The sequence below is a fragment of the Mesorhizobium sp. WSM4832 genome, from assembly GCF_055811115.1.
This window is the reverse complement of sequence record NZ_JBVVQH010000023.1, coordinates 33903-49051: the sequence shown is the minus strand read 5'-3', so window position 1 is coordinate 49051 and position 15149 is coordinate 33903. Positions and strand designations below refer to the sequence as shown.

Sequence of the window (15149 nt, the reverse complement as noted above, 5' to 3'; positions counted from 1 at the left end):
CGCCGTCATCCCGAATGATACCGATTGAGCAGGGCGCGGTGACGATCCATGTCGCCACGCAGATTCTGGTAGATCGAGGACCAGACCTCGAAGAAGTCGTGGTAGCGCTCGTGCAGCTTCGGATCGGGGTCGATTGTCTCCTTGATACGCACGATGCTTTCGAGCGGCTCGATCGGTGACTTGTAGATGCCGGCTGCAACGCCCGCGAGGATGGCGTCGCCGATAGGCGCCGCCTCGCCGATATCCGGCACCTTCAGCGGCAGATTCACGACACTCGCGGTTATCTGGTTCCAGAAGCGGCTCTTGGTCGGGCCGCCGTTCAGGATCAACCCATCAACGTTCACGCCGGCCTGATTGGCGATGCGCACATTCGAATACAGGTCGAATGCAACGCCTTCGATCAGCGAACGGATGAAATGCGCGCGCGTCGTCGTCGGGCGTACGCCGAAGAAGACACCCGCGGCGTTGCTGTTCCAGTTCGGCGACAGCGTATTGCCGAGGTACGGCAAATAGAGCAGGCCGTCGGAACAGGCGGGCACATGCTTGGCCTGCTCGGTGAAAAGGTCGAAGACGTTGTGGCCCATGCGCTCGGCCAGCCGGAACTCGGAATCGCCGAACTGGTCGCGAAACCATTTCAACGATGCGCCGGTGAAGGCCATCGGCCCGTCGAACATGGTCAGGCCGGGCAGTACGTGCGGCCATTTCAGGATGCGATATTCGTGGACGTCCTGCTCGGTCGGGATCATGATGCCGAGGTTCGAGCCAGTGCCCATCGAATAATAGGCTTCGCCGGCCTTGGTCACACCAACGCCCAGTGCCGCCGAGCTGATGTCGGTGCCGCCTGCCGCCACGATGGTGCCGGGACGCAGTCCGGTCTCCTCAGCCGCCTGTCTAGTGACTTCGCCCACCACCTCATGTGACCTGTACAGCCGGGGGAATTTCTCCAGCGGGATGCCGATCGCCGTAGCGATGGATTCGTTCCAACGTTCCTTCTGGTACTCGTAGGCATAGGCCAGGCCGGCGTCACCGGTGTTCATCGTGAAGTTGCCGCACATGCGGTAGGTGCAGTAACCCGACGGCGACAGGAATTTGTGTGTCGCGTTGAAGATGTGGGGCTCGTGTTTCTTGATCCACAACGCCTTGGGGTCGATGAACCAAGGGGCGACGCGGTTGCCGTTGTTCTTGTTGATGGTCGCCTCGCCGACGCTGCGGCGGATATCCTCGCATTCTTCTTCCGAACGGGAATCCATCCATATCATCGCCGGGCGCAGCGGCTTGCCCTGATCGCTGACCGGCAGCGTCACGCCGACCAGGCCGGACAGTGCGATCGCGGCGATGTCGTCGGAAAACCGGCCTTGCTCCAGGCACTGCCTGACAGCCGATACGACCGCCCCCCAATAGTTCGAGGCTTCCTGCTCCGCCCATCCCGGGAACGGATGGAACAAGGGATGCTCCTGCGAGCCGAACGCCACCACCTTTCCGGTATTGGTATCGAGGATCGCCGCCTTGACGTTGGTCGTGCCGATGTCGATGCCGAGCGTTAAATGTCCGCCCATGAAATGCCTCTCCTGATTATGGATGTGTCTTCTGGCGGCTCATCTTCGACAGGCCGACCGATGCGATGAGTGCGATGCCGATCGCCAGGTTCTGATACCAGGTGCCGACGCCCCAGATCGCCAGCAGATTCAAACCCGCGGCAAAGGCGACGCTGCCGAGCAATGTGCGCCATGGCGACCCGACGCCCCCTGAAAGCGCCGTTCCGCCGATGACGGCGATGGCGATGGCCGTCAGTTCGTAACCCGCGGCAAGCGGTGCGTCGACAGACTTCAGCCGCGCCGTAAAGACAATGCCGGCGATGGCGGCGCAGAGGCCGCTGATGACGTAGGCCAGCAGTACGTAGCGCTGCGTCTTGATGCCGGCATAGAGCGCCGCCTTCTCGTTGCCGCCGATGGCGTAGAAGCGAGCGCCGCGCACGGTTCCGTTGACGAAGGCGATGAGCGCCAAGAGCACTGCGAGGAAGATCAGGAAGCTCACCGGCATGCCGAAGATCTTGCTGTCGCCGATCCAGCCATAGAACGGCGCCTTGAGGTAATAGGGATGGCCGTTGGTGAGCACGTAGTTGAAGCCGCGCAGCGCGGTCAACGATACCAGTGTCATGATGAAGGATGTAACCTTGAAGTAGGCAACGCCGATACCGTTGATCGCGCCGGCGACAATGCCGGTCGCGAGCGCGATCAGAATCACCGGCACGATCGGCCCCGCATAGGTGTTACCGCGCACCAGCCAGCGGCTGCCCAGCATCGGGCCGATCTCGGCCATCACGACCACGCCGACAATGATTGAAAAAATCATCAGCGCCGCTACGGAAAGGTCAATTCGGCCGGTGAGCAGCACGACCGTCATTCCGAGCGACAGCAGTCCGATGACGGCGACGTTACGCATCAGGTTTTCGAGATTCAGCGCGGTCAAATAGTATTCGGAGGTGAGCGCGCCGACCACGAAGATAATAGCGATCAGCCATACGATCGGGTCGTAGAGCAAACCCTGCAGAAACGGGGCGACGCGGGACGACGACGGACTGGACAGTTCGACGGCGCTCATTTCGCGATCCCCCGCTGCCGCATGCCGGGCAAGACGACCGCCAGGATGACCGCCGCGGTCACCACCTGCTGCAGGTATATGCTGACGCCGAACTGGTTGAGAAGGTTGTTGACGATACCGATGATGAGGGCGGCAACCAGGGTGCCCGCGATGGACCCTGAACCGCCGGCGAGTGCTGCGCCGCCCAATACCGTCACCGCCAGCACCGACAGCTCCATGCCTTCAAGCCCGGCGGGATTGATGTAGGACAGCCGCGCGCTTTCCAGCATGCCGGCTAGCGAGGCACAGGCCCCGGAGATTATGAAGACAGTGGTGCGTATGCCTACGACATTGATGCCCGACAGCGCGGCGGCCCTGACGTTCCCGCCGGTGGCGTAGAGCTCGCGCCCGAAGATCGAATACTTGGTCAGCACGATCGCGGCGGCGCCTAGAACGACGAGCAGCACGACCGGGACCGGAATGCCGGCAATGTTGCCGCGGCCAAACCACAGGTAAGCAGCAATGGCTTCGGGATAGAGCGCCTGCCCGCCGGACGCTATGTTGGCCAGCGCGCGACTTATCCCCAACATGCCAAGCGTTGCGATCAGCGACGGAATGCCCAAGGTGGCGACAAGCACGCCGTTCACCAACCCGACGACCAACCCGGTGAGAAGCGTGGCGCCGATCACCAGCACCGCCGATCCGGTCGGAATCAGTAGCCCTCCTACGACACAAGAGAGGATGGCGGCGCCAGCGACGGAAAGGTCGATCTCGCCGGTAATGACGACCAGCGTCATGCCATAGGCCATGATGCCGATCGCGGCCACAGCCAGGAGGATGACATGGATGTTGGCAAGGGAAAGAAAGGACGGTGCGATCGCCTGCCCGACAATGACGAGGGCGACCAGCACCGCCACGCGGCTCATAGCTCCGATGCTCAGGTGCCGCCAAGCATCGGAAGGCCGCGCCGGCAAAGCGGGTTCGACCACCTTTGTCTCAAGAGTATTCATCGTCATGACGCACTAGCCTGCCTTGGGTCAACGACAGCCGCCCCTCCCTCGAGAGGGCCGGCTGTCGTCGTCGGAGCGGATATCAGCCCGAGACCTCCGGGCCATATGCATAGGGCCATTCGTCGGGCGTCAGCGTCTCGATGCCTTCGATGTTCATTTTTTCCTTGGTGATCATCGGCAGGTTCGGCGTCATGATAAGCTTCGGCGGCGCTTCGTTAAGGCCTGCCTTGGCGCCGATGTGCATGACGACGGCGCGGATGCCGATGTCGCCGATCAGCGGCGTGTAGGGCGATACCATGTCGATATTGCCGGCCTTGATCTCCTTCAACACCTCGCGGGCGTCGTCGTTGGCGAGAATCACGATCTTCTTGCCGCCCGGCGCGCTGTTCAGCCGGTTGGCTTCACGGATCGCGTCGAGAGCCCCCATGGCCTCCTCGCCGCCGGTGTTGAACGACACTGAGATGTCCTTGAATGCCTGGAGGGCATCCGCCGTCGATTTGAACGCCAGCGTGCGCTGGCTGTTGGTGTGATAGTTGGCCAGCACCTTGTAGCCCGGCGTGTTACCGATCGCTTCGAGGAAGGCACCGGTGCGGATCGAATCCGCGGTGCTGCCGAGATCCTTGCGGTTGAATATGATATTGCCGTCCGGCGCGGCATGCTTGAGGTACAGGCCCTCCTGGAGGCCGTTCGCATAGAAGTTGCCCAGAACCTCCGAGCTGATCTGCTCGGACGAGGTGCGACGGTCGAGGCTGACGACCGGAATGCCGGCGGCGATAGCACGATCGACGGGCGGGCCCATCGGCGCTTCACGGTTCGGCCACAGCACGATGCCGTCATATTGCTTCGCGATCCAGGTATCGATCACCTGGCCCATCTTGTTGTCGTCGAACTCGGCGTCGATCACCTCCAGTTCGATATTGGGATGGCGCTTGGCTTCCCAGGCGGCGGTATCGGCGAGGCTGATCAGCCAAGGATGGTTGAAGCCATGGAAGACGAGGCCGATGCGATATTTCTTGTTGGCGTCGAGCACCGGACCTTCGGGCAGTGGCAGATAGTCAGTGAAAGGCGCCTTGATCTGCAGTTTGCTGTAAGGGCCGACGAAGCTGGCGCCCATGCCAGGCTTCCAGACGAATCCGCCTGCGAGGTCGCCGACCGGATAGACGTCGAGATAGTCCCGGAAACCGTCCTTCTCGAACAGCGCGCCGACGTCGCCGTTCGACATGCCGGCCTTGGCTTCGTCGGAGTATTTCTTGATCAGGCCATTGAGAACGGCGTGGACGGAGTCTTCGGCGAAGGCCGGAACTGTCGTCAGCGGCGCAGCAGCGAGGACGGAAAGTACCGCGGCCGTCTTCAGCAGATGGCGGCGTGATAGTTTTAGCATTTTAGGTCTCCTCCCATATTTTGGTTTAAGCCGGGGATATGTCCCGAATGGTTCAAGTCACTGTCGTCCCTCCACCAGGATGTGGACGTAGCCGTCCGACACCTTGGTTTCGTAGGTTTTCAGCCGCTCGGTGACTGGCGGTGAAAGCGGTGTGCCGGTGGGAATGTGGAAGAGTCCCTGATGCAGAGGACACTCCACCGTCTGGCCGTCGATGTAACCTTCCGAAAGGAAGGCGTGGGCATGCGTGCAAATGCCTGATGTAGCGTAGAACTTACCTGCGAGATTGAAGATGGCGATACACACTCCCTGGTGCTCGATACGCGTCGCATCGTCGACGGGAAGACTGTCGGCACGGATCGCCTTGATCCACTGCTTGCTGTCTGTGTTAGTTCGCGCGTCCATGCGCCTCCCCATATCCGTTTTCTTTCGTTTATTTTCGTTCTCTTTCCTTCGCTCGCAAATTCATTGTGGGAATGGAGATATCGATGAACCCTATGCCGAGCCGGCTCGAACGACGTGCGAGAGCACGCGCCCAGACTTCGGCGCGCCCCCAGCCGGCGCTGTGAGATGCCGGGCACCGAGAACTATCGGAGAGTCGGGCCAAACCGTCGCGCAGCCAGTCGCCGAGCAGGCTGAGCGTCATGATGACAATGACTACGCCGGGAAACGCGGCGATCGACCAAGCGCTGCCGAGGTGGTCGCGGCCCACGCCGACTATGTTGCCAAGCGCATGGGCGGCGGGATGCCGAGACCGAGGACGCTCAAGCCTTTTTCAAGCAGGATGATATTGGGAAAGCAGAGGGTCACGTTCACGACCAGTCCGCTAGCGACGTTCGGCGGGATAGGGATAAGTTGATGCGCCAATACGCCGCCCGCTTCGTGAGTCCACGCTTCACCGCCAGATTGAACTCATGACGTAGCATAGGGTCTGCGTCGATATGGGGCGGCCCCATAGCAGTTCTGCTGCGCCGGCTCGGTTAGCCTCGGAAATTTTGAAGGATGGTGCGGGTGGTCGGGCTCGAACCGACACTCCTTTCGGAACTGGATTTTGAATGGCACCGTTTCCGTACGCCCCAAAACCGTCCAGCGCGTCCAAAGCGCGGCGGAAGAAATAGGGTTCTACGGCATCGGGGCGATTGACGACCGGGCCCGTAAAATATCGCCACATTATCGATTGGGCTTCCTCCTCCAACAGTCGACCCGCGACCTCTATCGGTTGTTCGGGAAGAAGATCGTTGCCGCTTGCCGCGAGCGCCGGGACGAGGTGGTTGAGCCTGTCGTCGATTTTGTGGATCTGCTGACGCCGGAGACGATCTCGAGCCGTCTCATCGCGCTCGGCGACTCCTGCGACGCCGTCGCAGTGGTCGCCGCCGATCACGCGATCATTGGCCAAGCCATCCGTTCGCTGAAAGAGATGGGGAAACCAGTCGTTTCCTACATTACGGACCAATCCGCGCCGGAACGTGCAGCCTATGTGGGCACTGACGCTTGGGCGCACCGCGGCTTTCCTGATTACCCAAACCACTCAAGGTCCCGGTCGAATTGCGGTTTTCATAGGCAATCACCGGTACCAGTGCCAGGACGTCTCAGACGCCAGCTTCCGTTCCTATCTGCGCGAGCACGCTCCACGGCTCACGGTTGAGGAAAGCCACCCCACCCACGAAGAATCGAGCGAAGCCTACCGTATGGTGGCCGAGCTTCTAAGGGCGACCGACGATCTTGTGGGAATTCTGATCGTCGGAGGCGGGATAACCGGCGTGCTTCGTGCGCTTCGGGAGGTTTCTTCCGAGAGGCGGTCGGGGATCAAGGTGGTTTGCCGTGACATTGGCCCCGAGACCCGGAAAGGGTTATCCGAGGGCCTGATCACTGCAGCTCTCTGTCATCCACTTGAGGCAACCTCGGCACTTCTCGTGCAGACAATGATCGATGTTATCGGACCACAAGCGCCCCTAGCCACCCTTCAGCGATCGATACCTTTCGAGATTGTCACGCCGGAGAATATCTGACGCAAATTTCGAGTCGGCACGGCCGAGATCAGGCGCATCGCTGATCGGCAGCATGGGGCCGGAAGCGGAATGTCGGCTCCCATCACGGAATACTGAAACCCGCATAAGGCTTCAGCGGAATGATTTCGAAATCGAGCATGCCCGCCTTCGCCAGCGGAAGCGTCGCCAGCTTATCGTGAACTTCGCTCTCATCCTTTGCCTCAACAATCTGGCAAGCGCCCGGGATGTCGCCGCGATGCCAGATCTGCCTTGTGAAGCCGATGCTGTAGAGATGGCGGGACTGGGCGCCCTCGCTGGGCACCAGTTGTTCGAAGTCGTCGTCGCCGAATTGGTCAGTCCGGCGGCGAGACAGGACGAGGAATTGCATGGAGAGCCCCTGGTCAGGCGACCGCCGCCATTGCGGGATGCATCCGGCCAGATCGGATGCCCTTTATGAGATCCGCGCCCTTTTCCCCGATCATCATCGTCGGCCCGTTCGTGTTCCCGCTGATGAGGACCGGCATGATCGAGGAATCGATCACCCGCAATCCCTCTATCCCGCGCACGCGCAATTCCGGATCGACGACCGACATCTCGTCGACGCCCATCTTGCATGTGCCTACAGGGTGGTAATCGCAGCAGGCATACTGCCTGACATAGGACATGATCTCCTCGTCGGTCCTCGCGGCCGGCCCAGGCAACCGCTCGACCTTGATGAACCTGGCGATCTCACTCTGCGCCAGCACTTCGCGAATGATGCGGACCGATTTCAGCGCCATGGTACGATCGTATGGATCCGAAAGATAATTCGGATCGACCAGCGGCTCGTCCGCGAAGTTGGAAGAGCGAAGTTTGACCGAGCCTATGCTGCGCGGCCGCAGGAATGTCGAGTTGATGGTGAAGCCATGTCCATCAAGCCGCGTCTGACCGCCGCGCACCACCATTGCCGGCGCGATGTGGATCTGCAGGTCGGGCCGTGTCGCACCCTCGGTTTGGAAGAAACCACCGCCTTCAACGATAACCGAAGCGGCAGGGCCGTTGCGATACAGCAACCAACGGATGCCATGCAGCAAAGCCTTGGGATAGCGGTCCTGACCGTCATAGCTGATCGGGTCCTTCAGGGTCAGATGGACGTTAGTGCATAGATGATCCTGCAGATTTCGGCCGACGCCCGGAAGATCGCCCACGGGATCAATCCCAAGCGCTTTCAACTCGTCGGCAGGCCCGATGCCGGACAGCAGCAACAGGCGTGGCGAGTTGATCGCACCCGCCGAGACGATCACTTCCCGGTCGGCCCGTAGAACCTGCCGCGATCGCCCCTCCGCCAGTTCAACGCCAACCGCGCGGCCGTTCTCGACCACCACCCGGGTGACGCGGGCATGAGTCCTCACCGTGAGGTTGGTGCGATTGCTGACCGGATGCAGATAGGAGACGGCTGACGAACGGCGGCGACCATCTCGGCACGTGACCTGATAAAAACCGGCGCCATACATAGTGTCGCCATTGAAATCCGGATTATAGGGCAGGCCATACTGTTGCACCGCGCGCACGAAGGCTCGCGTCAGCGGGTGCGGGCCCACCTGATCGGAAACGCATAGCGGTCCGCCCTGGCCGTGGTAGCGGTTGACCAGGCGGTCATTGTCCTCCGACTTTCGGAAATAGGGCAGGATGTCCTCGTAAGCCCACCCTTCGTTGCCGAGCGCCGCCCAATTGTCGTAGTCCTCCTTCTGACAGCGGATATAGATCATGGCGTTGATCGAGCTCGACCCACCGAGAGTCTTCCCCTGCGGATACCAGATGGAGCGGTTGTCGAGATTCGTCTGAGGGACGGTATGAAAGCGCCAGTTGACGCCGGGGCCGAACAACTTGCCGATGCCGCCGGGAATATGGATCATCGGATTCCAATCGCGACTGCCAGCCTCCACCAGCAGCACCTTGACTTCGGGATCTTCCGACAAGCGATTGGCCAGCACGCAGCCCGCCGAACCGGCGCCGATGATGATATAGTCCCACATAGATCTCTCCACCCTAGTTCGCGCCAGATCGCGAGGGCCTACCTGCCCTTGAACACAGGCGACCGTTTTTCGGCGAAGGCTCGCAGGCCCTCGACGCGGTCCTCCTTCGCGAATGCCTCAACCGTCAGCCGATGCTCGATCTCCAGCCCGGATTTCAGATCGGTGTCGAACGCGGCCAACACCGCCCTCTTGGCATAAGGCGTGATGGCGACCGACTTGGCAGCAATCGAGGCCGCGAGTTCCAGGGCCCTCGGCAGCAACCTGTCAGGCGCGACTGCTTCGCTGACCAGTCCTTTGCGTTCTGCCAGCGCCGCGTCGACCATCTCCCCGGTCAGCACCATCTGCATGGCGAACGATTTACCGACCAGCCGTGGCAGGCGCTGCGTGCCACCATCACCCGGAAACGAGCCTATCTTGATTTCTGGCGTGGCAAATCTCGCATTCTCAGAGGCGAGAATGATGTCGCAGATCAGCGCGAGTTCGAGCCCGCCTCCCAGCGCATAACCGTTGACGGCGGCGATGATCGGCTTGGAAAAGTCCTCGATCGCCCGCCAGCAAGCCAGCCGCTCCGGATCGCTGTAGGAGGCAACACCGCGCTCCAGCATGTCGGAGATGTCCGCCCCCGCCGCAAAGGCACGTCCCGCTCCGGTCAGAACCACGCAGCCAACACCGGCATCAGCCTCGCAGATGGCGAGCAGGTCGCGCAACTCGCCGAGCAACGCCTTTGACAGCGCGTTGAGCTTTTCGGGCCGATTGAGCGTCAGCAGGCGAATGCCGGGAGACGGCTCCTCGGTCCGCACAAGAGCTTCGGTCATCGATCAGGCGACCTTTCTGTAGCCCGCGCCGAGACCAGCCTCGGCCAGCAACCCGCGGATCTTTTCGATTTCAGCAGCACCAGGCTTCATCAGTGGCGGCCTGACATGGGCTTCATCCAATCGGCCGAGGATCACAAGCGCCTCCTTCATGCGATTGTGCATATCGAGAAGCGGCGCATCATAGAAAGCCCTGACTGTCGGATAAATGCGATCGTTGATTGCCCTGGCAGTCTTCAGGTCATTCGCCTGCACGGCGCGGAACAGCGCGACCTGCAGATCGGCGATGACGCTTCCGGCCCCCGACAGAAGCCCGTCACAACCGAGAGCCAGGGACCCAAGCAGCCAGGCGCTGTGGGTGGTCAGCGTATTCACCGGCCGATCGAGCGCCTTCAGTTCCCGGATCTGACGTTCATGCAGGTTGCCGTCACCGCATTGGTCCTTGATCGCGACGATGGACGGGAAGCGGCGGCACAATTCCAGCAACGTTGCCAACGGGTAGGCGAGATTGGAGGCGAGCGGATATTGGAACATTATGATCGGCAAACGCGACGAGCCCGTGATGCGCCGCAGATGCTCGTAGATCATCTCGGGCCTCAGGTGCCCGCCAAGCGTCATGAAGTCGGGCGGGAACACCAGAAGCGCGTCGGCGCCCTCACGCTCTGCATAGGCAGCGATGCGGGCGGCCTCCAGGCTCGAATTGGTGTAGACGCCGACGATTGTCGGGACCCTGTCTTGCAGGACATCCTTGGTCACGACGATCGCGCGGAACTGTTCCTCGATTGTGAGCGCGTGTACTTCGGCAGCATGTCCGTTGATGGTGATGCCCGAGATGCCCTCCACGGAACCGACATCGCCAAGATGCTGGCGATAGGCGGCCTCGTCGACAGCCAGGTCAGCGCTGAACGGCATCAGGCAGGCTGGAATGACGCCTTGGGCAACAAATAGCTTTTTCTCGCTCGTCATTGGATTCCCTTCAAAATCTGCGGGACGCCGCAGGTTGCGGCGTCCCAGTTGATCGTGGCTTCAGAAGCCCTTTCCGATCATCTGCGCGATATTGTCCGCAGTGACGGAAACTGTGGGCAGCGTGATGGTCGGTGGAACCTGCTCGCCCTTGGCGACCTTATAGGCGGTCTCGATTCCCTCCGGCGCCACGAACGGGTAGACGAAGGTCGCCGCGAGCTTGCCCTGCTTGACGGCTTCGAACGCGGTTTCCTGGCCGTCGATGCCGACAACCGCCACTTCTTTAAGCCGCCCGGCAGTCTCGAGGACCTGGATGGCGCCGAGCGCCATTTCGTCATTGTGCGCGTACACTGCCTGAATCTGGCCCGGGCCGAAGCGCTGAACCATATCCTCCATGAACTTGACCGCCTTGTCGCGTGTGTAGTCGCAGTTCTGCGAGGCGACGACCTTCATGTCCGGATATTTCGCGATCGCTTCGGCGAAGCCTTTGTTGCGGTCTATGGTGGCGGAAGCGCCCGCAGTGCCCTGCAACTCGATAATGGCGCCCTTGCCATTCAGTTTCTTGGCGAGGAACTCGCCGGCACCGATGCCGAGCGGCAGATTCTCGCCGCCGACATGCACCGTCACGGGCGTATTGACCTTGCGATCGAGCGTGACGACCTTGATGCCGGCATCCATGGCCTCCTTGACCACGGGCGTCAATGCCTGCTCGGTCAGCGGCGAGATCATCAGCACCTTGATGCCTTGCGCGATCAGGTTTTCGACATCGGCCACCTGCTTGGATGCGTCGTTGTTGCCGTCGGTGACGATGAGGTCGACGTCCGGATAATGCTCGGCAGCATATTTCTTGTTGCCCTCCACCATGGCCACGCGCCATGGGTGATTCATGGTGCCCTGGCTAAAGCCGATCTTGATCTTCTCCTCGGCGAAGGCGGCGCCGGTCAGCATGCCGCCTGCCACCAGCGTGGCGGCCAGCGCGGTCGTGCGTAGGAAATGTCTGCGAGTGGTCATTTTCAAAACTCCTCCTTTGGACTTCAGTTTAGCTTTCCAGCCGCCCCAACCGGCCTGCTGCGGCAGGACCGGACACGCCTGGATGTCAGGACCGCACGCGATGGCGGTAGACCTCGAACATCACCGCAGCGATGATGATGGCGCCCTTGACGATCTGTTGAGTGAAGGGCGAAATGCCGAGCAGGTTCAGAATGTTAGCCATTACAGCAATGATCGCGGCGCCAATGACCGTGCCGATCACGCCGCCCTCGCCGCCGAACAGGCTAGTCCCGCCGATGACGACGATCGAGATTGCCTCAAGCTCGAGGTTGGTTCCCGCGGTCGGCTCGCCGACTGTTAGCCTCGACACGAAAACCAGGGCGGTCAGCGCCGATAGCAGGCCAGAAATCACATAGACCGACATCAGGGTTCGGGGCACGCTTATCCCTGCCAGCCGCGCGGCCTCGGTGTTCGAACCGACGGCATAGACCCGGCGCCCGAACGGCGTGTGACGAAGGACGACGAAGGCTACGGCGGCGATGGCGGCAAAAAGCCAGATCGGAACCGGGATGCCGAGCAGAAATCCGCTGCCCAGATAAGCGAAGGCATCCGCAGCATCGCCAAGCGCCTTCGGTTCGCCATTGGCGATCGTCATGGCTATGCCGCGGCCCATCACCAACGTACCCAAGGTCATGATGAAGGGCGGCATGCCGAAAAAAACGACGCCCGCACCATTCACCGCGCCAAACAAGGCACCGATGGCAAGCGCGGCGATCATGGCCAGTGGTATCGAGACGCCGTTTGAAATCATCAGCGCTGTCGACACCGCTACGACCCCGACAATCGAGCCGACCGAAAGATCGATGCCGCGTGTCAGGATAACGAAGGTCATGCCGACGCTGACGATGCCGAACAGAGCGACCTGACGACCGACGTTCAGCACATTGCCCATGTGAACGAAGCTCGGCGAAAGGTATATGGCGAAGGCACACAGCACGATCAGAACCCAGAGCAGCCCGAGGCTCTGCGCCCAACCGCGTAGGCGTCCGGACCCCGGCTGAAGCACGGCCGATGCTTGTCTTGTCGTCATCTCAACCATCCCTTCCTCCCATTCATTGCGCGGCAGTGGATCTCGGCTCCCGGCTCCGCATCAGCCAGGCTATGGCATCGGCCAGGCCGCCCTCGTCGCAGGACGGTCCAACGAAGTGCGCAAGCTGCATGACCGGCGGCACAGCATTTGCGACGGTCATCGCGGTTCCCGCCCAGGCCAACATTTCGATGTCGTTTTCCGCATCGCCGGCGGCCGCGCATTCATCAGGCGCAAAGCCAAGCCGCGCTGTGACGAGGCCTATTGCAGTCTTCTTCGATACCCCCGGCGGCCCGATCTCGAGCAGGCGCGGATGCGATCCCGACACGGACAGCTGTTCACCAAGCGTTTCGCGGAGCAATGCGAAGGCTTCCCGGTCGGAGGCCCGGCCGGCAACACACATGATCTTGCCGGGTTCGCCCGGTAGCGCTTCAAGCGTTTCGGCTACGAATAAGGGTTCCCTCGTCACCGCGGCTTCGCGTGCGACGAACGGGTCGTCGGTCAATGCAAAAACAGCATCACCGGTGAACCACATCGGCCGGACGCCTGCCGCTTGCGCCGTTGCCATGGCATGCAGGGCGTCGGCGCGCGGTATCCGCTGCTGCGAGATCGTGGACCCGGTTGCAACATTGCCGATCCAGCCGCCGTTGAACGCGACGACGAGATCGGCGATACCCAGCCGGTCCGCAAATGGCTTCACACCGAGCGGAGAACGTGCGGTCGCCAGAACGACGACGGTTCCTTTGTCCTTGGCCGCGCGTATGGCATCGCCGACCCGCTGCGGCAGCACATAGTCGTGGGTGAGCAAGGTCCGGTCGACGTCGGAAACGATGAGGCGGGGGGTGGTCATTGACCGCCTCGGATCGGGAACACCGGGGTACGAGATCCGGTCTGGATTAGAAGCGTCTTGAGCTGCGTGAACTCCTCGAAACCGGCCTGTCCCATTTCGTAACCGAAACCGGAGCCCTTGACGCCGGCGAGCGGAAGCTGCGGCGCACCATCGATAATTGTGTTGGCCTGGACCCAGCCGCTCCTCAGGCGTTTGGCCACGGTGAGGACGGTGTCGATGTTCTTCGACCAGATGTAGTTCGACAGGCCATAGGCGGTATCATTGGCCAGTCGCACCGCGTCGTCTGTTGTGTCGAACCGAGTGATGCTGAGTACAGGGCCGAAGATCTCTTCGCGGAAGATCGCCATGCGCGGCTCGACACGATCGAAGATGGTTGCCTCGTGGAAGTGTCCGGCCATTCCTCCCGCAACGTTGCCGCCTAGAACAAGCTCGGCGCCGTCCTCGATCCCACCCCTGACGAATCCCGCCACCTTTTCCAGATGATTGCTGTCGATCAGCGCCCCAATGTCGGTGTCTTCGTCGAACGGATCGCCGACCTTCATCGCGCGCGCCCGTGCGACCACTCTGGCGATGAACTGATCGGCGATGGACGATTGAACGAACAGCCGCGAGCCTGACACGCAGCATTCGCCGTTGTTGAAGAAAACACCCATCAGCGCGCCATCAATGGCGGCATCGAGGTCGGCATCGGCAAAGACGATGTTGGCCGACTTGCCGCCAAGCTCGACTGAGGACTTGGCCAGGTGGCGCGATGTGTTGGCGACGACGCGGCTGCCGGTGCGGGTCGATCCGGTGAAGGAAACAAAGTCGATGCCGGGATGCGCTGTCAGGTGATCGCCGACCGTCGCGCCATAGCCGCTGACAACATTGAAGGCGCCGGCGGGCAGCCCTGCCTCGCTCGCCAGCGCCGCGATCTCGAAGGCCGAACCGGATGTGAATTCGGACGGCTTCAGCACGACCGAGCAGCCGGCGGCAAGCGCGAACGGCACCTTCTGGGACAGAATGAGGGCCGGGAAGTTCCATGGCGTAATGAGCGCCACAACGCCCACCGGATCGCGCGTGACCAGCGCCGTCTTGCCCTCACCGATGTTGGTATAGGACAGACCCGCCATCTGCATGGCAAGGGAGGCGGCGTAACGCGTCAGGCCGACCGCGCCGTCAATGTCGCCACGGGCAAACCGTATCGGCTTGCCGACTTCTTCCACCTCTATCCTTACCAACCGCTCACGGTTGGCGTGGATGAGATCGGCAAGGCGGTTGAGTACCTCGGCTCGCTCCATGCCGCTCATGCGCGGCCAAGGCCCCTCCTCGAACGCGGTCCGTGCCGACTCGACCGCGAGATCGACGTCCGCGGGCGAGCCATTGGCATAAGTGGCGACCTGCTCGCCACTTGCTGGCGCTCTGCGTTCAATTGATCCCGTGCCCGAACCGGCCACGAACCGCCCGCCAATGAACTGCTGGTAGCTGCGCATGCCC

General features: G+C 61.6%; 13 protein-coding genes and 1 pseudogene. 1 reads left to right on the top strand and 13 read right to left on the bottom strand.

Features of this window, described 5'->3' with window-relative positions; all coding sequences use genetic code 11:
* Window positions 1-5: 5 nt before the first annotated feature.
* From AC0L2L_RS27160 to AC0L2L_RS27140, 5 genes are all read right to left on the bottom strand, one after another.
* Window positions 6-1556: a xylulokinase gene (locus AC0L2L_RS27160; protein WP_473582799.1), complete on the bottom strand. Its 1551-nt coding sequence runs from the start codon at window positions 1554-1556 to the stop codon at window positions 6-8.
* A gap of 16 nt (window positions 1557-1572) precedes the next feature.
* On the bottom strand, window positions 1573-2601 hold the full coding sequence (locus AC0L2L_RS27155) for an ABC transporter permease (protein WP_473582797.1): 1029 nt from the start codon (window positions 2599-2601) through the stop codon (window positions 1573-1575).
* Entirely contained in the window at window positions 2598-3506 is a 909-nt protein-coding gene (locus AC0L2L_RS27150) for an ABC transporter permease (protein WP_473582795.1), read from the bottom strand. Before AC0L2L_RS27150 ends, AC0L2L_RS27155 begins: the two co-directional genes overlap by 4 nt.
* 166 nt (window positions 3507-3672) lie before the next feature.
* Window positions 3673-4971, bottom strand: coding sequence for a sugar ABC transporter substrate-binding protein (locus AC0L2L_RS27145; protein WP_473582793.1), 1299 nt, complete (start codon window positions 4969-4971; stop codon window positions 3673-3675).
* Between the two features lie 57 nt (window positions 4972-5028).
* Complete coding sequence (locus tag AC0L2L_RS27140; RefSeq protein WP_473582791.1) at window positions 5029-5373, bottom strand: non-heme iron oxygenase ferredoxin subunit; 345 nt, start codon at window positions 5371-5373, stop codon at window positions 5029-5031.
* Window positions 5374-6010: 637 nt separating this feature from the next.
* Between AC0L2L_RS27140 and AC0L2L_RS27135 the strand changes: the two are divergent.
* Window positions 6011-6977: pseudogene (locus tag AC0L2L_RS27135) on the top strand (substrate-binding domain-containing protein); the annotation flags it as partial.
* An 82-nt stretch (window positions 6978-7059) separates the two neighbouring features.
* Here the strand turns inward: AC0L2L_RS27135 and AC0L2L_RS27130 are convergent.
* The 8 genes from AC0L2L_RS27130 to AC0L2L_RS27095 all read right to left on the bottom strand — a co-directional run bounded on the left by AC0L2L_RS27130 (window position 7060) and on the right by AC0L2L_RS27095 (window position 15145).
* The gene (locus tag AC0L2L_RS27130; protein WP_473582789.1) at window positions 7060-7344 is read right to left on the bottom strand and encodes a muconolactone Delta-isomerase family protein; all 285 of its coding nucleotides are present in this window, start codon (window positions 7342-7344) and stop codon (window positions 7060-7062) included.
* A gap of 13 nt (window positions 7345-7357) precedes the next feature.
* A complete protein-coding gene (locus tag AC0L2L_RS27125; protein ID WP_473582787.1) occupies window positions 7358-8971 on the bottom strand; it encodes a GMC family oxidoreductase in 1614 nt (537 codons plus the stop codon).
* 38 nt (window positions 8972-9009) lie between these two features.
* Window positions 9010-9786 (bottom strand): enoyl-CoA hydratase-related protein, encoded by a 777-nt coding sequence (locus AC0L2L_RS27120; RefSeq protein ID WP_473582785.1) that lies wholly within the window; start codon window positions 9784-9786, stop codon window positions 9010-9012.
* A gap of 3 nt (window positions 9787-9789) precedes the next feature.
* Window positions 9790-10749, bottom strand: a complete 960-nt coding sequence (locus AC0L2L_RS27115; RefSeq protein ID WP_027167890.1) for a dihydrodipicolinate synthase family protein — start codon at window positions 10747-10749, stop codon at window positions 9790-9792.
* Between the two features lie 60 nt (window positions 10750-10809).
* Window positions 10810-11757, bottom strand: a complete 948-nt coding sequence (locus tag AC0L2L_RS27110) for a substrate-binding domain-containing protein (protein ID WP_027167889.1) — start codon at window positions 11755-11757, stop codon at window positions 10810-10812.
* Between the two features lie 85 nt (window positions 11758-11842).
* On the bottom strand, window positions 11843-12826 hold the full coding sequence (locus tag AC0L2L_RS27105; RefSeq protein ID WP_473582782.1) for an ABC transporter permease: 984 nt from the start codon (window positions 12824-12826) through the stop codon (window positions 11843-11845).
* Window positions 12827-12848: 22 nt separating this feature from the next.
* Window positions 12849-13673: a Cof-type HAD-IIB family hydrolase gene (locus AC0L2L_RS27100; RefSeq protein ID WP_473582780.1), complete on the bottom strand. Its 825-nt coding sequence runs from the start codon at window positions 13671-13673 to the stop codon at window positions 12849-12851.
* Entirely contained in the window at window positions 13670-15145 is a 1476-nt protein-coding gene (locus tag AC0L2L_RS27095) for an aldehyde dehydrogenase family protein (RefSeq protein ID WP_473582778.1), read from the bottom strand. The genes AC0L2L_RS27100 and AC0L2L_RS27095 overlap by 4 nt, the downstream gene beginning before the upstream one ends.
* Window positions 15146-15149 lie beyond the last annotated feature (4 nt).